This is a genomic window from Burkholderia sp. Ax-1719 (assembly GCF_011753055.1).
Lineage (GTDB): Bacteria > Pseudomonadota > Gammaproteobacteria > Burkholderiales > Burkholderiaceae > Paraburkholderia.
The window spans coordinates 175,050-194,800 of record NZ_VWWJ01000007.1 but is presented as its reverse complement, the minus strand read 5'-3'; the positions used below and the strand labels follow the sequence as shown (position 1 = coordinate 194,800).

General features: G+C 63.4%; 22 protein-coding genes. 13 read left to right on the top strand and 9 right to left on the bottom strand.

What is annotated here, in order from left to right; genetic code table 11:
• Positions 1 to 6 precede the first annotated feature (6 nt).
• The 4 genes from F3J17_RS15885 (at position 7) to F3J17_RS15870 (ending at position 4,869) form a co-directional block, all read left to right on the top strand.
• The gene (locus F3J17_RS15885; protein WP_167060215.1) at positions 7 to 1,521 is read left to right on the top strand and encodes a sugar ABC transporter ATP-binding protein; all 1,515 of its coding nucleotides are present in this window, start codon (positions 7 to 9) and stop codon (positions 1,519 to 1,521) included.
• 74 nt (positions 1,522 to 1,595) lie between these two features.
• A complete protein-coding gene (gene rbsC, locus F3J17_RS15880; RefSeq protein WP_167060211.1) occupies positions 1,596 to 2,555 on the top strand; it encodes a ribose ABC transporter permease in 960 nt (319 codons plus the stop codon).
• 118 nt (positions 2,556 to 2,673) lie between these two features.
• Positions 2,674 to 3,648: a ribose ABC transporter substrate-binding protein RbsB gene (rbsB, locus tag F3J17_RS15875; protein WP_167060208.1), complete on the top strand. Its 975-nt coding sequence runs from the start codon at positions 2,674 to 2,676 to the stop codon at positions 3,646 to 3,648.
• Positions 3,649 to 3,855: 207 nt separating this feature from the next.
• Positions 3,856 to 4,869, top strand: a complete 1,014-nt coding sequence (locus tag F3J17_RS15870) for a substrate-binding domain-containing protein (protein ID WP_167060205.1) — start codon at positions 3,856 to 3,858, stop codon at positions 4,867 to 4,869.
• A 2-nt stretch (positions 4,870 to 4,871) separates the two neighbouring features.
• On the opposite strand, the gene F3J17_RS15865 is transcribed toward F3J17_RS15870, so the two are convergent.
• Positions 4,872 to 5,693 (bottom strand): LysR family transcriptional regulator, encoded by an 822-nt coding sequence (locus F3J17_RS15865; protein ID WP_167060202.1) that lies wholly within the window; start codon positions 5,691 to 5,693, stop codon positions 4,872 to 4,874.
• 98 nt (positions 5,694 to 5,791) lie between these two features.
• Between F3J17_RS15865 and F3J17_RS15860 the strand changes: the two genes are divergently transcribed.
• A complete protein-coding gene (locus F3J17_RS15860; RefSeq protein WP_167060199.1) occupies positions 5,792 to 6,220 on the top strand; it encodes a cupin domain-containing protein in 429 nt (142 codons plus the stop codon).
• A gap of 22 nt (positions 6,221 to 6,242) precedes the next feature.
• Here the strand turns inward: F3J17_RS15860 and F3J17_RS15855 are convergent, their stop codons facing one another.
• Positions 6,243 to 6,521 carry a hypothetical protein gene (locus F3J17_RS15855; protein WP_167060196.1) on the bottom strand — a complete coding sequence of 93 codons (279 nt, stop codon included), beginning with the start codon at positions 6,519 to 6,521 and terminating at the stop codon, positions 6,243 to 6,245.
• A gap of 135 nt (positions 6,522 to 6,656) precedes the next feature.
• Here F3J17_RS15855 and F3J17_RS15850 point away from each other — a divergent pair, with 135 nt between their 5' ends.
• The gene (locus tag F3J17_RS15850) at positions 6,657 to 7,310 is read left to right on the top strand and encodes a DUF4410 domain-containing protein (RefSeq protein WP_167060193.1); all 654 of its coding nucleotides are present in this window, start codon (positions 6,657 to 6,659) and stop codon (positions 7,308 to 7,310) included.
• Between the two features lie 18 nt (positions 7,311 to 7,328).
• On the opposite strand, the gene F3J17_RS15845 is transcribed toward F3J17_RS15850, so the two are convergent.
• From F3J17_RS15845 to F3J17_RS15830, 4 genes are all read right to left on the bottom strand, one after another.
• Positions 7,329 to 8,033: a glutathione binding-like protein gene (locus tag F3J17_RS15845; protein WP_167060190.1), complete on the bottom strand. Its 705-nt coding sequence runs from the start codon at positions 8,031 to 8,033 to the stop codon at positions 7,329 to 7,331.
• A gap of 175 nt (positions 8,034 to 8,208) precedes the next feature.
• Positions 8,209 to 8,820: a glutathione transferase GstA gene (gstA, locus tag F3J17_RS15840; RefSeq protein WP_167060187.1), complete on the bottom strand. Its 612-nt coding sequence runs from the start codon at positions 8,818 to 8,820 to the stop codon at positions 8,209 to 8,211.
• A gap of 115 nt (positions 8,821 to 8,935) precedes the next feature.
• On the bottom strand, positions 8,936 to 9,703 hold the full coding sequence (locus tag F3J17_RS15835; protein WP_167060184.1) for a hypothetical protein: 768 nt from the start codon (positions 9,701 to 9,703) through the stop codon (positions 8,936 to 8,938).
• 125 nt (positions 9,704 to 9,828) lie between these two features.
• Entirely contained in the window at positions 9,829 to 10,761 is a 933-nt protein-coding gene (locus F3J17_RS15830) for a LysR family transcriptional regulator (RefSeq protein WP_167060182.1), read from the bottom strand.
• A gap of 138 nt (positions 10,762 to 10,899) precedes the next feature.
• On the opposite strand from F3J17_RS15830, the gene speB reads away from it, so the two are divergent.
• The 5 genes from speB (at position 10,900) to F3J17_RS15805 (ending at position 16,660) form a co-directional block, all read left to right on the top strand.
• A complete protein-coding gene (speB, locus tag F3J17_RS15825) occupies positions 10,900 to 11,877 on the top strand; it encodes an agmatinase (protein ID WP_167060179.1) in 978 nt (325 codons plus the stop codon).
• A gap of 86 nt (positions 11,878 to 11,963) precedes the next feature.
• The gene (locus F3J17_RS15820) at positions 11,964 to 12,410 is read left to right on the top strand and encodes a nuclear transport factor 2 family protein (protein WP_167060176.1); all 447 of its coding nucleotides are present in this window, start codon (positions 11,964 to 11,966) and stop codon (positions 12,408 to 12,410) included.
• Complete coding sequence (locus tag F3J17_RS15815; protein WP_167060173.1) at positions 12,407 to 13,912, top strand: aldehyde dehydrogenase family protein; 1,506 nt, start codon at positions 12,407 to 12,409, stop codon at positions 13,910 to 13,912. Before F3J17_RS15820 ends, F3J17_RS15815 begins: the two co-directional genes overlap by 4 nt.
• 52 nt (positions 13,913 to 13,964) lie before the next feature.
• Positions 13,965 to 15,497, top strand: a complete 1,533-nt coding sequence (locus F3J17_RS15810; protein WP_167060170.1) for a cytosine permease — start codon at positions 13,965 to 13,967, stop codon at positions 15,495 to 15,497.
• A gap of 266 nt (positions 15,498 to 15,763) precedes the next feature.
• The gene (locus F3J17_RS15805) at positions 15,764 to 16,660 is read left to right on the top strand and encodes a lipid A biosynthesis lauroyl acyltransferase (RefSeq protein ID WP_240160996.1); all 897 of its coding nucleotides are present in this window, start codon (positions 15,764 to 15,766) and stop codon (positions 16,658 to 16,660) included.
• A 63-nt stretch (positions 16,661 to 16,723) separates the two neighbouring features.
• Here the strand turns inward: F3J17_RS15805 and F3J17_RS15800 are convergent, their stop codons facing one another.
• Positions 16,724 to 17,437 carry a dienelactone hydrolase family protein gene (locus F3J17_RS15800; RefSeq protein ID WP_167060164.1) on the bottom strand — a complete coding sequence of 238 codons (714 nt, stop codon included), beginning with the start codon at positions 17,435 to 17,437 and terminating at the stop codon, positions 16,724 to 16,726.
• A 127-nt stretch (positions 17,438 to 17,564) separates the two neighbouring features.
• Positions 17,565 to 17,984, bottom strand: a complete 420-nt coding sequence (locus F3J17_RS15795; protein WP_167060161.1) for a secondary thiamine-phosphate synthase enzyme YjbQ — start codon at positions 17,982 to 17,984, stop codon at positions 17,565 to 17,567.
• Positions 17,985 to 18,135: 151 nt separating this feature from the next.
• On the opposite strand from F3J17_RS15795, the gene nfsB reads away from it, so the two are divergent.
• The gene (gene nfsB, locus F3J17_RS15790) at positions 18,136 to 18,789 is read left to right on the top strand and encodes an oxygen-insensitive NAD(P)H nitroreductase (protein ID WP_167060158.1); all 654 of its coding nucleotides are present in this window, start codon (positions 18,136 to 18,138) and stop codon (positions 18,787 to 18,789) included.
• 105 nt (positions 18,790 to 18,894) lie between these two features.
• Positions 18,895 to 19,359, top strand: a complete 465-nt coding sequence (locus F3J17_RS15785; RefSeq protein ID WP_167060154.1) for a PACE efflux transporter — start codon at positions 18,895 to 18,897, stop codon at positions 19,357 to 19,359.
• 98 nt (positions 19,360 to 19,457) lie between these two features.
• Here the strand turns inward: F3J17_RS15785 and F3J17_RS15780 are convergent, their stop codons facing one another.
• Complete coding sequence (locus F3J17_RS15780; RefSeq protein WP_167060151.1) at positions 19,458 to 19,748, bottom strand: hypothetical protein; 291 nt, start codon at positions 19,746 to 19,748, stop codon at positions 19,458 to 19,460.
• Positions 19,749 to 19,751 lie beyond the last annotated feature (3 nt).

Here is a 19,751-nt window from a genome sequence, read left to right as displayed (position 1 = left end):
TCCAAGATGCAAGTGATGATGCAGGGCATCGGCAAGGCGTTCGGGCCGGTGCGTGTGCTCGAAGGCGTCGATTTTCATATCGAAGCGGGCGAGATCCACGCGCTGATGGGCGAGAACGGCGCCGGCAAATCGACGCTGATGAAGATTCTCAGCGGCGTGTATCAGGCCGACGCGGGCCAGATTCTGATCGACGGCCGCGCGACGACGATCCGCAATACCGTCGAAGCCGAGCGCGCGGGCATTGCCATCATCCACCAGGAACTCAACCTCATCCCGCAACTGACGGTGATGGAGAACCTGTTCCTCGGGCGCGAGCCGCATCGCTTCGGCATGGTCGATACCGCGACCATGCGCCGTGAAGCGCGCAAATGGCTCGACAAGGTTGGCGCGCAGCGCATCGATCCGCAAACCGAGGCTGGCCATCTTTCGATCGGCCAGCAGCAACTGGTGGAAATCGCCAAGGCGCTCTCGCTCAACGCACAGGTGCTCGTGATGGACGAGCCGACGGCGGCGCTCACCAATCGCGAGATCGACACGCTGTTCGAGATCATGCAGTCGCTCAAGGCGAGCGGCGTGGCCATTGTCTATGTCTCGCATCGCATGGAAGAAATCTTCCGCATCTGCGACAAGATCAGCGTGCTGCGCGACGGCCACTTCGTGGGCGAGCGCGCGATTCCCGATACGAACTTCGACGAAATCGTCCGGCTGATGGTCGGGCGCGAACTGGGCGAGCGCTTTCCGAAGCGCAGCCATACGCCTGGCGACGTCCGCATGCGCGTGAACGGTCTCGCCGACGACGGTCATGTCGAAGGGATTAGCTTCGATGTGCGCGCGGGCGAGGTGCTGGGCATTGCCGGTCTGATGGGCGCGGGGCGCAGCGAGATCCTGCGCACGCTGTTCGGCGTGAACCGCAAGACGGCAGGCACGGTGACGCTCGACGGCCAGCCGCTTGAGGTGCGCGATGCGTGCAGCGCGATCGAAGCGGGCATCGCGTTCGTCACGGAAGACCGCAAGCGTCAGGGTCTGGTGCTCGGCATGTCGGTGCGCGAAAACGCGACGCTCGTGCATCTGGACAGCTACGCGAAGCTGGGCTTCGTCAACGAGAAAGCCGAACGCAGCGCCGTCGACGGCCTCATCAAGCAGTTGCGCGTGCGTACGCGCGACGCGGAACTCGATGTGAAGTCGCTCTCGGGCGGCAACCAGCAGAAGGTCGTGTTCGCCAAGTGGCTCGCGAAGCCGCCCAAGGTGCTGCTGCTCGACGAACCCACGCGCGGCGTGGACGTGGGCGGCAAGGCCGAGATCTACACGATCATCAACCAGCTCGCGGAGCAGGGCGTGGCTATTGTGATGGTTTCCTCCGAACTGCCCGAAGTGCTGGCGATGAGCGACCGCATTCTGGTGATGCATCAGGGCCGTCAGGCGGGCCTCTTCGAGGCCGCTACGGCCACTCAGGAACAGATCATGACTGCCGCAGCCGGCGGTCACGCAGCGCCAGCGACGGCTGAAACGGCAGCGGCCTGAATTTTCCAGGCCGCGCCACGACACATCACGCCACGCGCTCACACCTCATTCCAGACAACCAGGCGAGACATTCCATGTCGCAACTCACCATGACCCCCAGCAGCCGGGCGACGCTGCAAAAGCTCGGACCTTTCATCGCACTGCTGATCATTGCGGTGGCGCTGTCGATCGTGAGCCCCAACTTCCTCACGCTCGACAACCTGCTCAACGTGATGCGCCAGGCGTCGATCAACGCGCTGATTGCCTTCGGCATGACGCTCGTGATCCTGCTGGGCGGCATCGATCTGTCGGCGGGTTCGGTGCTGGCGCTGTCTTCCGTCATCATCGCGACGCTGCTCAGTTCCGGCACGAACGCGCTGGTCGCAACCGTGGCGGGTCTTGCCGCGGGTGGTCTGATGGGCCTCGCCAACGGCATCGTCATCAGCAAGGGTAAGGTCGCACCGTTTATCGCCACGCTCGGCTCGATGACCGTGCTGCGCGGTCTCGCACTGGTCGTCTCGAACGGCAGCCCGATCAGCAGCTTCAACAGCGACTTTTTCTCGCTGCTTGGCGGCGGCTATGTCGCGCGCCTCGTGCCAATTCCCGTCGTGCTGATGCTGGTGATGTTTGGCGTGTTCTGGGTGCTGCTGCGCAAGACCGTGTTTGGTCGCCATATCTACGCAACCGGCGGCAACGCCGAATCGGCCAAGCTCTCGGGCGTGAAGGTCGATCGCATTCAACTGTGGGTTTATACGATTTCGGGCGTGATGTCGGCGCTCGCGGGCGTGGTGCTGACCTCGCGTCTGAACTCGGCGCAGCCGACTGCGGGCACGGGCTACGAGCTTGACGCGATCGCCGCCGTGGTGCTGGGCGGCACGAGCCTCACGGGCGGCCGTGGCTGGATCTTCGGTACGCTGGTGGGCGCACTGTTGATCGGCGTGCTCAATAACGGCTTGAATCTGCTGGACGTGTCGTCGTTCTATCAGCAGGTCATCAAGGGCGGCGTGATTCTGCTCGCTGTGCTGATCGACCGTGGCAACAAGAAGTCGTCGTAAGCCTTAAAGGTATTTCCCGCATCGCGTGCCGTGTTCGCGCGATGCCTCGATGCAGATCTGGTAGTAATCCTGAGTATTTTCGATTCACACTCCACACACTAAAACGAGGAGGAAGACTATGCACAAGCCGTTCCAGCCGTCGCTTTCGAAGCTTTTCTCGGCGCTCGTCGCCGGTTCGCTCGTTCTGGGCCTTGCGGCCTGTTCGAAGGAAGGTCCGGGCAGCAGTTCGTCGGATGCAGCCAGCGGCGCATCGGCAGCCGCGCCGGCATCGGGCGCACTGACCGTCGGCCTGTCGATCTCGACGCTCAACAACCCGTTCTTCGTCTCGCTCAAGAAGGGCGCGGAAGACGAAGCGCAGAAGGACGGCGTCACGCTCATCACCGTCGATGCGCAGAACGACCCGGCGAAGCAGCAAGCCAGCGTCGAAGACCTGATCGAAAAGAAGGTCAACGTCATCCTGATCAACCCGACCGATTCGTCGGCGGTGGCCAACGTGGTCAAGGAAGCGACCAGCAAGGGCATCAAGGTGATCTCGCTCGACCGCAGCGTGAACGGTGCGGAAGTCAGCTCGCATATCGCGTCCGACAACAAGGCAGGCGGCAAGATGGCAGCCGACTTCCTGGCCGACAAGCTGGGCGGCAAGGGCAATATCGTCGAACTGCAGGGTATTCCGGGTTCTTCGGCGGCTAACGAACGCGGCGCAGGCTTCGACGACGAAATCGCCGCCAAGGGCGGCGTGAAGATCGCCACGAAGCAGCCGGCCGACTTCGACCGCGCCAAGGGTCTTTCGGTGATGGAAAACATCATCCAGAGCAACAAGGACATCCAGGGCGTGTTCGCGCAGAACGACGAAATGGCGCTGGGCGCAGTCAAGGCGCTCCAGGCAGCGGGCCTGAAGAACGTGGCCGTGGTGGGCTTCGACGCCACCGACGACGCGATCGCCGCCGTCAAGGCCGGCCAGATGGCCGCGACCGTGCAGCAGCAGCCGGAGCTGATCGGCCAGTATGGCGTGCAGACTGCGAAGAAGCTTGCCGATGGTCAGACGGTCGACAAGTTCATCCCCGTGCCGTTGAATCTGTTCAAGCAGCAGTAATTCCCGCACGTGTTGCTGCACTGAGTTGCTGCACTGAGTCTCTGCATTAAATTGCATCGATGAATCTGGCACGCTCCGTTTGTTTTACGGAGCGTGCCATTCTGTTGTACGCTTTCACGCAGCTAGCCCCCGTCACGTTGCGCTGGCCGCATTCTCCAGTCTTTCCCAGCAGTCCCCAATTCACTCCCCAGACAGCAGGAAGCCCGCGTGTCCCAGTTCGAGCGTTTGACCATCGACGACATTGCCCGCCTCGCAGAGGTCTCGCGCACCACGGCCAGCATGGTGCTCAACGGCAATGCCGAGCGCTACCGCATTTCGGCGGCGACGGTCGAACGCGTGCTACAGGTGGCGCGGGACAATCACTTCACGCCTTCGCAGTCGGCGCGATCGCTGCGCTCGCGGCGCAGCAACACCATTGGCCTCGTCATCCCTGATCTCACCAACTCGGCGCACGCGGCGCTCGCGCAGGCGATGGAATCGCAATGTCGCGAGCAGTACCGCTACCAGTTGGTGATCGTGACGAGCGACGAAGACCCGGTGCGCGAAACCGAAGGCATCGCGCATCTGGTCTCGCATCAGGTGGACGGTCTGGTGGTGGTGCCGTGCACGGCCGACGCGCCGCGCTACGAAAAATGGGTCAAGCGTCTGCCGCTCGTTTTCGCCGATCGCCGCGTGGAAACGAGCGCGATTCCCTACGTCATTACCGACGCCACCGAAACCGTCGCCACGCTGGTCGGCGAGGCCTTCGCCCAGGGCGCGCGCGAAGTGGTGTACTTCGGCGGCCAGCCCGAGCTTTCCGCAAGCCGCGACCGTCTGGCCGGTTATCGGCAGGCTTTGCAGGCGCACGGTATCGAGGAGCAGGCCGCCTGGGTATTCCAGCGCGACTTCCAGCGCGAATCCGGCTATGCGCTGATGAAGGCCTGGTTCGAGGCGCATGGGCGCTATCCCGAGGCGCTGTTCGCCGGCTCGATTACCTTGCTCGAAGGCGTGCTGGAATACGCCAACGAAGCGAATGCGCTTGCGCAATCGCCCAGCCGTCTGATGACCTTCGACGATCATCAATTGCTCGACTGCCTGCCGCTGCGCATCGACGCCATCGTGCAGGACAGCGCCCAACTCGCCGCACATAGCCTGCGTTGCGTATTCTCGCTGCTCGAAGGCGATGCGCCGCCCGAGTCGCTGCAAGTGCCGGCGCAAATTCACTACCGGCGCAAGCGCTGAGTCTATTGCGCGAAATGTGCTTCGAGCGTGGCCGTCAGATGCTGCGCGAAAGCGCGCACGCGCGTGCTCATATCGCGGCGCGATGGATAGACGATAAAGAGGCCGATTTCTTCGGCATCACTGTTTTCGGCATCGATTTCGATTAATTGGCCTGAGGCTAGCGCGTCGGTGCAAAGATGCGCCGGTAACACCGCTACGCCCGCACCGCGTATTGCCAGCTGTTTGAGCAGCGCGAAGCTGTTTGTTTGCACGTGCGCGGCGCTACCCTTCGCACGAGGCAAATGGGCCGCGAATGCAAGGGTATTCGTGCCGTGATGTGAAGGACTCGCGTAGCGCCCAAACCTGAAACCCGCAATGCGCCGCGCGACCGCTTCGTTGCCGCCTGGTGCACCGCCGCGAATCGCCAGATCGACATTCCCGCTAACAAAATCCACGACGTCATTGCTCATCTGCACGTCGATCCGCACGTGCGGATGCGCTGCAATAAACGTGGCGATCGCTTCGGCCAGCAAGGCCTCCGAAAAGTCGATGGGTGTCGACAGGCGGATCGTGCCGCTCAGTACGCCTGCGCCCGCAATGCCACGTCGTTCGGCTTCGCGCAGCGTGGCGATGGCGCCGCCTACGCTTGCGTACCAGGCTTCGCCATCGTCGGTGAGCGCGATATGGCGTGTCGAGCGCCGCAGCAGACGCACGCCCAAACGCGTTTCTAGCGCGGCCACGCGCGCGCTCACGGTCGAGCGGGGCAGACCTAGTTCGCGCGCCGCGGCGGCGAACGAGCCGCTTTCCACCACGGCAGTGAAGGCCAGACAGCCGTTGATATCCATTGTCCATCTCGTTGGCGAGAGTCGCCATTCTAGCGGGCTTATCGCACGCGTCGCGCACGGGCAGACTGAAGCCTCTCGACACTAACGGGACACTTCATATGCAGACGGGAATCATCGACGCGCAGGACGTGCTGCGCTTCGCGGGAATGGAATCGCGGGTCATTGCGGGGCTCGACGGCGCTGCGCCGTACACGATTATGGATATGTGCATCGCGCCCGGAGGTGGCGCGCCCGCGCATCGCTCGATCGGCGAGGACAAGACTTTCGTGATACTGGAAGGCGCACTTGAGTTCCGCTTCGGGGCGTGCGTACGAACCGTCGTGGCAGGCGACGCGCTGGCAGTCGCACGCGGCGATCTGCACGGCTTCGTTAATCGGCTCGCAACGCCTGCACGCATGCTGCTGGTGGCGTCGCCGGCGCGTCACGATGGTTTCTTCCGCGCGATGGCCGCGCTGCCGGTGCCGCACGATATCGATGCGGTCAGGCGCATCAGCTCCGAATTCGCTCAGCAGATCGAAGGGCTGTGAATGGTTGCGCGCGGATCGCAGTCTAAAGGTTGTCCAGACCGCCGACCTTATCGGCGTTTTCGAGCGCTTTGCGCTCACGGCGTTCTTCGTTGCCGCGCCGCGCGCGTTTGCGCTGGCGCGAGAGCACGCTGATGACTTCGCCGGTGCTGGCGTGGGCAGGAATCTCGTTGCGGATCACGTTGGCCACCATCGGCAGGCCCTGACGCTGTCGCCGCAGCGCACGCGCAATCGCGTTGCGGCAGGCCTGACCGTGGCAATCCCACTCGTCGCGCATTTTTCCGCAGTATTGGCATGTTTCCATCGGTTCAGTTTAACCGCAATCGTATGGCGATTTCGGGGCGCGATCAGGCGGCCATGGCCTTCGCTGTGCGGCATCCGGCGATATGGCCTGGCGCGCGGCCGCTATGATAGGGCGCGCACTTCGGAGGCCCGCACGATGAATCACCGCAGAACCTTCTGCATGGCGATACTGGCGGCAGCGGCATGCCCGGCGTTTGCCCAGACGGCGAACGGCAACGCCAACACCGTTTACGTCAGCGATTTCGAGCTGGACGACGCCAGCGTCACGGCTGATCAAAACCCGGTTGACAATGCGCGACGTCTGGCAGGCGGATTGCTGCCCAGGCCACTGCTGCGCCGCGATAACCCGCAAACACGTGCAAGCGACATCGTCGAGCAGTTAGCGCAAACGCTGGTAAGCGATCTGCACCGCGCGGGTTTCGATGCGCGCCGCTTGCCTGCGGGCGTCACGCCGCCCGCGCAAGGCTGGCTGGTGCGCGGCGTGTTTCTCGATGTCGATGAGGGCAATCGCCTGCGGCGCGCGATGGTGGGCTTCGGCGCGGGAGCGAATGAAGTCGATCTGGCCGTGGCCATCGACGATCTTTCGAAGCAGACGCCCGCGCCGCTGTATCAGGTCATCGAGAGCCATTCGAGCACATCGAAGCCGGGAGCGGGCGCGGCCATCGCGCTCAATCCCTACGTGGCCGCCGCGAAGTTCGTGATGGCGCGCGGCGACCAGCGCAAGACCGTCGAGCACGCGGCCAGTGAAGTGTCCGACGCGGTGGTCGCGCGCGTGAAGGCGGCGCCTTGAGCGCGCGATATCGGCAGCTTAATTGCGCGCCGGAATTTCCAGCCCGCGCTTCACCGCCGGACGCGCGACGAACGCATCCAGTACGCGCTGCACGTTCGGGAAATCCTTGAAGCCAACCAGATCGCCCGCTTCATAGAAGCCGACGAGGTTGCGCACCCACGGGAAGGTCGCGATATCGGCAATGGTGTAATGATCGCCCATCAGCCATGCGCGGCCTTCCAGACGCTTCTCCAGCACGCCCAGCAGACGACGCGATTCGCCAACGTAACGGTCGCGCGGACGCTTGTCCTCGTATTCCTTGCCCGCGAATTTGTGGAAGAAGCCGAGTTGGCCGAACATCGGCCCGATACCGCCCATCTGGAACATCAGCCACTGGATCGTCTCGTAGCGCTCGCGGCCTTCGCGCGCGAGGAACTGGCCGGTCTTGTCGCCGAGCCAGATCAGGATCGCGCCCGATTCGAACAGCGCGAGCGGCTGACCGTCCGGGCCTTGCGGATCGATGATGGCGGGAATCTTGTTGTTGGGGTTCAGCGAAACGAATTCAGGCGAGAGCTGATCGTTGGTGTCGAAGCGCACCAGATGCGGCTCATAGGCGAGGCCCGTTTCTTCGAGCATGATCGACACCTTCACGCCATTGGGCGTGGGCAGCGAATAGAGCTGGATGCGCTCGGGATGCAGCGCTGGCCACTTGGCGGAGATGGGGAAGGCGTTGAGATCGCTCATGGACTGTCCTGTAACGAGGCGGGATGAGGGCGGGCGGCCCGCGTCACGCGGCGATGCGCGCAGCGCGGGAAGCGCTCAGGCGGGACAGTGTAGAGGAAATGGCGCAAGCGCGCAGACCATGCAAAAGGCGCACGTAGCCTTGTTATGCCCCGTGCGCCGCGGTCCCGCCGAGTCTTTACTGCTTGATCAAGCCTTCCGCGACCAGCGCCGCATGCACGGCCGGACGCGCACCCACGCGCTTCTGGTGCGCGAGCACGGCCGGGAATGCCGACAGATCGAAGCCGACGTGCGAAGCCCAGTTGGTCGCCGTGAAGAAATAGGCGTCCGCTGCCGTGAACTGATCGCCGACGAGCCATTCATGTTCGGCCAGACGCTTGTCGAGCAGACCATATTGACGCTGCAGCGCGGCGACGGAATCGGCGCGCACGCTTTCCGGCGAAGCCGGATTGAACAGCGGCGAATAGCGCTTGTGGATTTCCGTGCTGATGAAGCCGAGCATTTCCTGCAGACGATAGCGCGCGAGCGTATCGTAGGCGGGCGCGAGGCCGCTGGCTGGGTTGCGGTCGGCGAGGTATTGCATGATCGCCGGGCCTTCGGTCAGTACGTCGCCATTGTCGAGCTGCAGCGCAGGCACGCAGCCCTTCGGGTTGATCGTGCGGAAGTCCTTGCCGCTAGCCGTTTGCTTGTCGCCGAGGCCGACCTTGTCGAGTTCGAGGTCAAGGCCCGCTTCGCGCGCGACGATATGCGAAGCGAGTGAGCAGGCGCCCGGGGAGAAATAGAGTTTCATCGTGAGTCCTGGTTGAACATACACACGTAACACCGCGTGCGTCGCATGCGACGCGCGGGGGCACTATGTTAGCGCGTGTGTGTGCCGTTATTGCTTCTCGATGAGCGTTTCAACATCAACCGGGGGGCTGGAACGACTGCTGCAGGCTCAGCAGATTGAGCGGCGCGACGCGAATCAGCCCGGCGCGCGGGCTGTCGATATCGGCGATCAAGGTCAGGGAAAGTGACACCGTCACGGGCAGCACGAACATCAGCACGCGTCGGCCGCCCTGGCCGCGTGCGCCATAGCCCTGCATGATGTTGCTGAAGAACGCGATGATGAGCATCAACACCCACGCCGCCACCGGAATGCGATTGAGCCACGCGGCCTGCGTGTAGCCCTGGGTGTTGAGCACATCGTTCATGCCCGCCACCACCAACGCCGTGACGGGATTCGGCTGTGCCGCCGCGGCCTGGCGCACGCTGTCCCAGAGTTGCGCCTGTAAGGCGGCGGTGGTGCGGTTATTGGCGTCGAGCGTCGCATCATCGCGAGTCTGGTAGTACTCGATGCGCGCTTCCAGATAGCGCGCGAGCAGCGCCTTGATTCTGGCGGCGTCCGCGCCCACCAGATCCGCACGCAGATACTCGGTGCCGATTGCGTTGGCTTCCTCTTCCTCATAGTTCTTGCGCTGGTCGTAGCGGCTCACCGACATCGACAGCGTGAAGCCAATCAGCAGCGCCAGCAGCGTAAGCGTCGCGCCCTGCACGACGTTGTAGTTCTCGCGCGCCTCTTCAGAGAGCGGCGCGCGACGGTGCAGCACCACCGCGCCAAGCGCAGCCGCGAGCGGCAGGCAGACGATCAGCGAGAAGAACAGGAAGGCGGGATGCTGGATCAGTTGCGTCACGATGGCTCCGGTGGGCGAAGGCGCATGGATGGCAAAACGGATAGCGGGGAGTGCGAACTATTCAGGTGGGGCGAGGGCGATTCTACGGCAAAGGATTTTCGCGTGATCCGGCCGTGCCAACCATGCTAGACGGCGGCTTCCGGCGCCATCTCGTTCAGATGCACCGCACGCAGATCGTCGATAAACGCGCGCTGGATATCGCCTGCATGCGGCGCGCGGCGCGTGACCATATGGAAGGTGACGTCGTAGCGCAGCGCGGCTGGATTCACGGCGCGCAACAATCCCCCATCGACATACGGTTTGGCGAAATGAACCGGCAGATAGCCCAGGTGATGGCCCGAGAGAATCAGCAGGGCCACGGCTTCCATATTGTCGGCGATGGCGGTGACGTTGCGCTCGTGGGTCGAGTGCTGCGCCTCGGGCAGCGGGTAGCTGCGCCACGCCCATTCGCAGGCGGCGGCTTCGTCCGCGCCGATGGAGTCGGGTTCGGCCGCACGCTCGAACAGCGGATGACGCGCGCCGCAATACGCGTACTGGCGTTCGATAAAGAGCGCGGTGTAATCGAGGCTTGGCACGCGATGCCAGAAATAGCCGATGGCGATATCCACCTTGCCATTGAGCACCTGCTCCTCCAGTTCGCCCGGCGAGCGGATCTGGATATTGAAGCGCACCGCCTGATCGCGCTGGCGAAAGCGGGCAATCGCATCGCTGATACGCGCGTTCTGACTGAACGGGGTATGGCCGATCAGGCCCAGGTTCAGCTCGCCCACAAGCTGGCGGTCCATGTTCGCGGCTTCGGCGCAGAAGCTGTTGGCGGCCACCAGCAGGCGCCGCGCCGACATCGCAAAGCGCTCGCCCTTGGCCGTGAGCCTGAAGCCGCCGCGCCCGCGCTCGCAAAGCCGGAAGCCCAGCCGCGTTTCGAGCGAGGAAAGCTGCGTGCTGATGGTCGATTGCCCCACATTGAGCGCGGCCTGGGCGGCGGTGAGCCCGCGCGCGTCGACCACGGCGAGGAAAACGCGGATCAGCCGCAGGTCGAAATCAGTCAGGTTGGCGAGCACAGGATACCTCTTACATTGATACGAATCGATGTAAACATCATCAGGCCATCATTTTATCCAAAATTATTTCCCCCTAGCATTGCCAGTATTGGGTTTGAAGCCACTGCTCCGATCGATGTTTACAGGGTTTTTACGGATATGAACGACTCCCACAACACCACGCTGAATCAGCCCCTTTCGGGTAACGCCATGCCGCGCTTTGGCGGAATTGCCTCGATGATGCGTCTGCCGATCGCCGAAACCAGCGCGGGGCTGGACGCCTGTTTCGTCGGCGTGCCGTTCGATCTGGGGACGTCGAACCGCAATGGCGCGCGGCTGGGCCCGCGCCAGATCCGTGCCGAATCCGTGTTGCTGCGGCCCTATAACATGGCCACGCGCGCCGCGCCGTTCGACTCGCTGCAGGTGGCCGATATCGGCGATGTGGCGATCAACCCGTTCGACATCCACAAGGCGATCGCCGATATCGAAGCGGCCTACGACGGCATCATCGCCGGCGGCTGCAAGCCGGTCACGCTGGGCGGCGATCACACCATCGCGCTGCCGATCCTGCGCGCGATGCACAAGAAGTACGGCAAGGTGGGCGTGGTCCACGTGGACGCGCACGCCGACGTCAACGACACCATGTACGGCGAGAAAATCGCTCACGGCACGCCGTTCCGCCGCGCGGTGGAAGAGGGCCTGCTCGACTGCGATCGCGTGATCCAGATCGGCCTGCGCGGCACCGGCTATCACGCCGACGATTTCGACTGGTGCCGCGATCAGGGCTTCCGCGTGGTGCAGGCCGAAGCCTGCTGGAACCGCTCGCTTGAAACGCTCATGAAGGAAGTGCGCGAGCAGATGGGCGACGGCCCGGTGTATCTGAGCTTCGATATCGACGGACTGGACCCCGCCTACGCGCCGGGTACGGGCACGCCGGAAATCGGCGGCCTGACCGTGCCGCAAGGGCTGGAAATCATTCGCGGGCTGCGTGGGCTGAATCTGGTTGGCGCGGATCTGGTGGAAGTGTCGCCGCCGTATGACCCGCAAGGCACCACGGCGCTGCTGGCGGCGAATCTCGCCTTCGAGATGCTGTGTGTGCTGCCGGGTGTCGCGTATCGCGAAAACTCGCGCGCGTGAAACGCGCATGAACCCAGGGGCGAATCCTGATGATTCGCCATCCGAACTAAAAAGACATAACCAGACGATATTCCCGGAGAGTGTTCATGAGCGAGACCGAACGCGACACAGAAACCCAGGTGCTGGCCGCCGCCGACGCCCTGATCGACGCCTTCGCGCGTCACGAACGCGACGCCTATTTCGCCGCCTTCGCTCCCGATGCAAGCTTCGTTTTCCACCACGTGAGCGAGCCGCTGCCCACGCGCGCGGCCTACGAGGCGCTGTGGCGCCAATGGGAGCGCGAAGACGGTTTTCGCGTGCTGGGCTGCGAATCGCGTGCGCGCAGCGTGCAATGTATCGGCGATGTGGCGTTGTTCGTGCATAACGTGCGCACCCGCGTATCGACGCATGCGGGCAGCGAAACGCTCGATGAGCGCGAGACGATTGCGTTTGCGAAGCGCGGCGGACAGTGGCTGGCCGTGCACGAGCATTTGTCGCCGCACGCCTGCGTGACGGTGCATGATGCAGTGAACGAAGGCGAGGTGTGCGCATGAAACGCGAAGCGATCTCAGCCGTCACGCTGGCGGACGAGCCGGGCGTGTTGATTGACGGCGAATGGCGGCAAGGCGCGGGCGCAACGCTCGAACTCGTCGATCCGTGCAGCGCGCAGCCCTATGCGCGAGTGTCCGGCGCATCGGCGGACGATGTCGACGAAGCCGTTGCCGCTGCCGCACGCGCCTTGCGCGGCTGGCGCACGACGCCCGTCGCACAACGTGGCGAACGGCTCGAACGCATTGCGCAAGGCATCGAATCGCATACGCGCGAACTGGTGGAACTGCAGATGCGCTGCAACGGCAAGCCGCGTTTCGAAGCCGAACTCGACGTGAGCGACGCTGCCGCCACCTTCCGCTATTACGCACAGTTGTGCCGTGAAGGCGGCGTGGCCGAAAGCACGCCGGTAGCCTTGCCCGACGACGCCTTCGAAGCCGATGTGCGCCACGAAGCCGTGGGCGTCTGCGCGCTGATCGTGCCGTGGAATTTCCCGCTTGTGACGGCATCGTGGAAACTTGCGCCGGCGCTGGCGGCGGGTTGCACGGTGGTCATCAAGCCTTCGGAACTGACGCCGCTGGCCGAACGCGCGCTCGTGGATATCGTCACGGCGGCTCAAGTGCCCGCAGGCGTGGTGAATCTGGTCGCGGGCGGCCGCGAAGTAGGCGCGCAACTGGCCTCGCATCGCGGGGTGGCGAAAGTCTCCTTCACGGGCAGCACGGCGGCAGGCCGGGCGGTGATGCGCGCCGCCGCGGAGCGCATGCAGCGCGTCTCGCTCGAACTGGGCGGCAAATCGGCACTGATCGTTTTCGACGATGCGAATCTCGACGAAGCCGTCGAACTCGCGTTCAATGGCGCGTTTTTCAACGCAGGGCAGATGTGTTCCGCGACTTCGCGCGTGCTGGTGGCGCGTTCGCTGCACGATGCGTTCGTGGAAAAGCTGGTGGCGATGGCGCGCAGCGCCGTGGTGGGCGCACCGCATGAAGCCGATGTGCGCGTTGGGCCGCTCATCAGCGCGGCGCAGCGCGAGCGCGTGCTGGGCATGCTTGCGCGCGGCAAGGAGCAGGGCGCACGCGTGCTGTGTGGCGGCGCAGCCTCCGCGCAACAGGGTGAGGGATTCTTCGTTGCGCCGACGGTGTGCGCGAACGTCGCGCCCGACAACGTGCTCTGGTGCGAGGAAATCTTCGGCCCGGTCGCGCTGGTTCGCGCTTTCGATACGGAATACGAAGCGATTGCGCTGGCAAACGATAGCGATTACGGCCTGGTCGCCACCGTCGTGACCGCCGACGCTGCACGCGCCGCGCGAGTCAGCGACGCCTGCGAAGCGGGCGTGGTCTGGGTGAATGCACCGCAGGTGATCTTCCCGCAGACGGGTTGGGGCGGACGCAAGCTCAGCGGCCTTGGCCGCGAACTCGGTCCCTGGGGCGTGCGCGCCTACCAGGAAATCAAACACGTTGTCCGGGCGCGCGCAGGCGCCGCTCATCCGCCGCAGTCGTCAGCGCCTTGACTCTCGACGCTAACGCACTGAGCCCCACATAGAATCACACAGGAAGAGACAGATGAGCACCGATAACGTCAATGGCTGGGCGCCCCCTGCGGCGAACAGTACGCCAAACAGCGCGGCCGACAGCGCCGATGCAGCCAACGCCCGGCCCGGCAAATGGCGCAAGATCGAGGTGCGCTCGATCGATTATGTGCCCGCGCACGAACGCCACGGCAGCGTGGCGGGCCAGGGACCGTTCTGGTTCCTCGGCAATTTCCAGTTCTTTACGATCGCCATTGGCTTCGTGGGGCCGAGCATGGGGCTCTCGCTGGGCTACACGATTCTTTCGGGGGTGCTCGGCATTCTGTTCGGCACGTTGTTCATGGCCTTCCACGCCTCGCAGGGCGCACATCTGGGCCTGCCGCAGATGATCCAGTCGCGGGCGCAGTTTGGTTATCGCGGCGTCGTGCTGATCCTGATCGCAACGCTCTTCACGTTCATCGGCTTCAATGTGGTCGATACCGTGCTGATGGCGAGCGGCGTAAAGGGCATCTTCGGCTGGTCGCCGACGCTCGTGACGATCGTGACGGCGCTGATCGCACTGGCGCTGGCGATTTACGGGCACGACTGGCTGCATCGCGTGTTCAAGTGGCTGCTGGTGGCAAGCCTGCCGCTCTACGTGCTGTTGACCTTGTGGATCATGTTCGGCGCGGTGGGCGTGAAGGCCGGTGTGGCGCACGCGGGCGGCTTCTCGCTGGTGGCGTTTGCTGCGCAATTCGCCGCGAGCGCGAGCTACAACATTACCTACGCGCCCTACGTGTCGGATTACTCGCGCTATTTGCCGCGTGACACGAAGCCGCGCGCCATTATCGCGGCAGTGTTCGTCGGCGCATCGGCATCGGCGATCTGGCTGATTGCGCTGGGTGCGTGGCTCGCAACGCGTCTGGGCGCCTCGGACGGCCTCGTTGCGCTCTACGATGCGGGCAATGCGATGTTCCGCGGCTTTGGCGTGCTGATTTCGCTGGCCTCGGTGGGCGCGATGGTCGCGACGATGGGCCTGAACGCCTATAGCGCGATGCTCACGGTCGTCACGGCAGTGGATTCGTTCAAGCCCGTGCGGCCGACTTCGGCGGTGCGCGTGGTCACGGTGCTCGTGCTTGGCCTCGTGTGGGTGGTGATTTCGCTGTCGCTTTCGGGCAATGCCATCGACATCCTGTTCGCGGCGCTCACGATCATGCTGTATCTGCTGGTGCCCTGGACCTCGGTGAACCTGGTCGACTTCTTCTTCGTGCGACGCGGCCACTATGCGATCACGCAACTCTTCACGCCCAACGGTCTCTACGGCGCATGGGGTGCGCGCGGGCTGATCGCCTACGCGGTGGGCTTCGCTTCGACGGTGCCGTTCTTCGTGCTGCCGGGCATCTATACGGGGCCGCTGGCCGCGCGCATCGGTGGCGTGGACGTGGCATGGGCGGTGGGCCTGCTGGTGTCGGCGATTGCGTATCTGGTGCTGGCGCGTTCGATCGATGCGGAAGGCGAGCGCAAGGCGGTATTGCAAAGCGAGCGTGAAATCGCACTGCTGGATGGCGCCGCGGGGCGCTCGCACTAAGGCGTTGAACTCGCACACGCTTTGGTGAGCTGCTTTGGTGAGCAGTAACGTTCAAGGCCCGGGTTTTCCCCGGGCCTTGTCGTTTTCAGGCGTCCTGGTACGGTACCGATAAGGGCGGGCAGAACTTTCAAAAATAAATCAGGAGGCCAGAATTTCGAGATGAAAAATCGGCGATAGACTCGCGGGCACTTTGGCAGGACTGCCGTGCCGACTACTCTATTCGTTGATTGATGATGTCTGGATTCTTACGAACCGCCGAACGGCGCTTGCAATGGCGAAAGCAGATTCTCGCGCAATGCGGCTTTGCTGCGCTGGTGCTGTTGCTACGCTTGTTTGCTGTGTTGCCTTATGGCGTTGTGGCGAGAATCGGCAGTGCTGTCGGCGCGTGTTTATATCGATTGCCGGGTTCGCGCAAGCGCATCGTGCATGTCAACCTGCGTCTGTGTTTTCCAGGGCTAAGCGCACAGGAATACGACGATCTTGCGCGCGAGCACTTCAGGCATATTATCCGCAGCTACCTCGAACGCGGCATCCAGTGGTTCGGCAGCGCAGAGGCGATACGCAAGCGGGTGCAACTCGATTGCCGCATTGATCTCGACGATCCGAACGCGCCGCCCACGATATTCCTTGGCTTTCACTTCGTGAGTATCGAGGTGGGTTGCATGCGTTACTCGATCGATCGTCCGTCGGCCTCGCTTTTCACGCGTATGTCCAGCCAACGGATGTGCGATCTGGCCAGGCGTCAACGCAGCCGCTTCGGCGCCCGGATGATCGAGCGCTCGACTAGCGCGAGAAAAATTGTCGGCCTGCTTCGCTCAGGCGTTCCCGTCATGCTCGCCGCCGATATGGATCACGGGGTGCGCGATTCGGTATTTGTGCCGTTCTTTGGCAATCAGGCGTGCACGCTCACGTCGGTTTCGCGGCTCGCGCGACTGGCCGGAGCCAGGGTGGTGCCGTTCGTCACCGAAGTGCTGCCGCACTACCAGGGCTACAAACTTACCGTGTTCGAACCGCTAGCGGATTTTCCCTGCGGCGACGATGCGTTGGACGCGCGGCGTATGAACGAATTTCTGGAAACACAGATACGGCTGCATCCCGAGCAATACTACTGGGTACACCGGCGTTTCAAACATCGCCCGCCGGGCGAGCCGGGTGTGTATTGACGACCAGGCGCAGCGCGCCCGTACAGGTTTATACGGGCGCGCCGTCCTGGCTCGCGGCCAGATTTAGCCTTGTTTCCAGAGCGTGCGGCCCCAGAAGGTCAGCGTGCGGTCCCATGCGAGTTGCGACCATACCGGGTCGAACTGCGTGTGCGCGATACGGCCCGGGCCAACAGCCGTTTCGTTCGCGAACGCGTGGTAAGCGAGGTAGCGATGGAACTCGACATTCACGCCGCCATCCTTGAGCTTCTTTTCGAGTTCGTCGACGGTTTCGCTCTTGAAGAAGCCATCCTGCGTGCCCCAATGGCCGAGCACCGGCACGGTGATCTTGCTTGCGTCGAGGTATTCGAGCGGCGGGAAGCCGTACCAGACGACCGCGCCCGCGAGGCCCGGAATCTGGTTGGCGGCCAGCAGCGTGAGCGCGCCGCCCATGCAGTAGCCCGTCACGCCGATGCGGTCGGTGAGCGTTTTGAGGTGATCGACTGCGCCGCGGATGTCCTGCGAGGCGGCGTCGCCGAAATCGAGGCCCGTCATCAGGTGATGCGCTTCCTCTTCTTCGACGGTGCTCTTGCCGCGATAGAGGTCGGGGACGAGTGCGTAGTAGCCGGCCTGCGCGAGGCGGTCGGCGACGCCGCGAATCTGGTCATTCAAGCCCCACCATTCCTGGATGACGACGATGGCGGGCGCGCCTTCGGTCTTTTCAGGCGTGGCGAGATAGCCCTCGAGCGATTTGCCGTCGGGGCGGTTGAAGCTGATCATGGAGCCGCTGAAGTGTTTCATGATGGATTCGGTCGATCGGTTGAAGGGAAACAGGCAGAACGGGTAAAGCGGAGAAAATCGCCAAAGCGCAAGCATAGCGCCTGTGCGGCGGCTTTGCTCGCAGCGGTGGGGCGACGAGCGGCTTCGTCTACTCGCCGATCAGGTGCAGCACGACTTCGCGGGCGCTCGCATGCCGCCGATGCTCGAACAGATAGACGCCTTGCCAGGTGCCCAGCAGCGGCGCGCCGTGCTCGACGGGAATCGACAACTGGCTCTGCGTAAGCGCGGTACGCAGATGAGCGGGCATATCGTCGGGGCCTTCAGTGTCGTGTTCGTAGCGCTGCGGGTCTTCGGGCGCAAGCTCGTCGAAATAGCGTTCGAGATCGCGGCGCACCGAGGGATCGGCGTTCTCCTGAATCAATAGTGAAGCCGAGGTGTGACGGCAGAACACTGTCAGAAGCCCCATGCCGATACCGCTTTCGCGCACGAATGCGCGCACTTCCTCGGTGAATTCGGTCAGCCCGCGCGAGCGCGCGCGGACGTGCAGATGATGAATGGCCTGGCGCATGGTGGGGTTCTCCGGTGTCGATGTGGCGTGTATTGCGGTCGCGTTGCCGTCAATTTTGCCGACGTATTGCAGTTAGCCGCCCCGCGCGGGAAACGGCCCGTGCTGGTAGGATACCGGCCTTGCTTTGAAACCGCTTACAAGGACTATGTCGTTGAATCTCACGCACTTCGCCAAGGCTCGCCACGCCACCAAGGCTTTCGATTCCGCTCGCAAGATCCCCGCTGCCGTCATCGATGAACTCAAGGAACTGATCCGCTTCAGCCCGTCGTCGGTGAACTCGCAGCCGTGGCATTTCGTCGTTGCCGAAAGCGACGCCGCGCGCGCCCGCGTGGCGAAGTCGATGCAGCCGGGCTATGCCTACAACGAAGCAAAGGTCACGCGCGCCTCGCACGTCATGGTGCTGTGCGTGCGCAAAGACATGGATGAAGCGCATCTGAACGCCGTGCTGTCGCAGGAAGAGGCCGACGGCCGCTTCGCCAACTCCGAAGCAAAAACGGGCCAGCAGAACACGCGCGGCTTTTACGTCAATCTGCATCGCGAGCGCGACGATCTGTCCGCGTGGATGGAGAAGCAGGCCTACCTCGCCTTGGGCACGCTGCTGATCGGCGCATCGACGCTCGAAATCGACGCCTGCCCGATGGAAGGTTTCGACGCGAAGGTGCTGGACGAGGAACTGGGTCTTGCCGAACGTGGCCTGACGGCCATCGTCGTGGTGGGTCTGGGTTATCGCAGCGGCGACGATTTCAACGCGAAGCTGCCGAAGTCGCGTCTGGCCGCGCAAGCGGTCTTCACCGACCTCGCCTGAGCCGTCGTATTCGCCAATAGCCGCAGCCGCGCTTCGGTTATTGGCGCTCGTGTAGTATCGGCGTTGCAGTGACGCGCTACAAACGGATAACGGAGCGTTAAAGCCATGCAAGGCATCAAGCGCCGGATCGTCTATCTCACGCTGTTCGAGGGTTTCGGCATTCTGATCACCGGCACGAGCTTCGCCACGCTCGCCGACAGCGGCGCGGACCGCGCGGGCGCGGCAGCGATCCTTACGTCGCTCGTGGCGGTGGGGTGGAACGCGGTCTACAACTGGCTGTTCGAACGCTGGGAAATGCGCCAGACCAAACGTGGGCGCAGCCCGTTGCGGCGCGTGATGCATGCGGTGGGTTTCGAGGGCGGCCTCGTGATCTTTCTGGTTCCGATGATCGCGCTTACGCTGCGCGTTTCACTGGGCGAGGCCTTCTTGATGGACATCGGCCTCACGGTGTTCTTTCTCGTCTACGCCTACGTCTTCAATCTGATCTTCGATTCAATTTTTGGTCTGCCGGCGTCCGCATTGCCCTTGCCGCATGAGTCGCGCAACTCGCAGGCCGAGCCGTGTAATTAATCGCATGAAGATGCGTTGCGACCGGTCGTGAAATGCTTGCCGCCCGAGTGAACGGGCGGCGTGTTGCCGATCGCGGACTGCGCGCTTCAATGCGCGCTTTACTGCGCAGCTTGAGCCTTGTCAGCCTTGTGCGCGTGCTTCTTCTTCGATTGCGATGCGCCGTGCTTGTGATGGCTCTTTGCCTTTTGCGGCGATGCCTTTGCGACGTCGGAACCTTCATCGAACTGCGCCGTTGCCGGTTGCGCTTGCACGTTGCGCGCGTGTTCCTCGATCTGCGCGGCGCGTGCGGGGTCGTTGCTCATCTGGATGCCGTTGTCTGCATTTTGCGCCGAGGCGATGCTGGCGAATGCGGAAAGGGAAACCAGAATGGCGATGGCTGACTTCTTCATTTT

What these genes read in the sequence shown, in the direction of transcription:
- rbsC (WP_167060211.1), top strand. Translation starts at nt 1,596, where the DNA reads ATGTCGCAACTCACCATGACCCCCAGCAGCCGGGCGACGCTGCAAAAG.
- F3J17_RS15865 (WP_167060202.1), bottom strand. Translation starts at nt 5,693, where the DNA reads ATGGATATCAACGGCTGTCTGGCCTTCACTGCCGTGGTGGAAAGCGGC.
- F3J17_RS15850 (WP_167060193.1), top strand. Translation starts at nt 6,657, where the DNA reads ATGAATCACCGCAGAACCTTCTGCATGGCGATACTGGCGGCAGCGGCA.
- F3J17_RS15800 (WP_167060164.1), bottom strand. Translation starts at nt 17,437, where the DNA reads ATGAAACACTTCAGCGGCTCCATGATCAGCTTCAACCGCCCCGACGGC.
- F3J17_RS15780 (WP_167060151.1), bottom strand. Translation starts at nt 19,748, where the DNA reads ATGAAGAAGTCAGCCATCGCCATTCTGGTTTCCCTTTCCGCATTCGCC.
- gstA (WP_167060187.1), bottom strand. Translation starts at nt 8,820, where the DNA reads ATGAAACTCTATTTCTCCCCGGGCGCCTGCTCACTCGCTTCGCATATC.
- F3J17_RS15855 (WP_167060196.1), bottom strand. Translation starts at nt 6,521, where the DNA reads ATGGAAACATGCCAATACTGCGGAAAAATGCGCGACGAGTGGGATTGC.
- rbsB (WP_167060208.1), top strand. Translation starts at nt 2,674, where the DNA reads ATGCACAAGCCGTTCCAGCCGTCGCTTTCGAAGCTTTTCTCGGCGCTC.
- F3J17_RS15820 (WP_167060176.1), top strand. Translation starts at nt 11,964, where the DNA reads ATGAGCGAGACCGAACGCGACACAGAAACCCAGGTGCTGGCCGCCGCC.
- F3J17_RS15795 (WP_167060161.1), bottom strand. Translation starts at nt 17,984, where the DNA reads ATGCGCCAGGCCATTCATCATCTGCACGTCCGCGCGCGCTCGCGCGGG.
- F3J17_RS15845 (WP_167060190.1), bottom strand. Translation starts at nt 8,033, where the DNA reads ATGAGCGATCTCAACGCCTTCCCCATCTCCGCCAAGTGGCCAGCGCTG.
- speB (WP_167060179.1), top strand. Translation starts at nt 10,900, where the DNA reads ATGAACGACTCCCACAACACCACGCTGAATCAGCCCCTTTCGGGTAAC.
- F3J17_RS15860 (WP_167060199.1), top strand. Translation starts at nt 5,792, where the DNA reads ATGCAGACGGGAATCATCGACGCGCAGGACGTGCTGCGCTTCGCGGGA.
- F3J17_RS15810 (WP_167060170.1), top strand. Translation starts at nt 13,965, where the DNA reads ATGAGCACCGATAACGTCAATGGCTGGGCGCCCCCTGCGGCGAACAGT.
- F3J17_RS15815 (WP_167060173.1), top strand. Translation starts at nt 12,407, where the DNA reads ATGAAACGCGAAGCGATCTCAGCCGTCACGCTGGCGGACGAGCCGGGC.
- F3J17_RS15885 (WP_167060215.1), top strand. Translation starts at nt 7, where the DNA reads ATGCAAGTGATGATGCAGGGCATCGGCAAGGCGTTCGGGCCGGTGCGT.
- F3J17_RS15785 (WP_167060154.1), top strand. Translation starts at nt 18,895, where the DNA reads ATGCAAGGCATCAAGCGCCGGATCGTCTATCTCACGCTGTTCGAGGGT.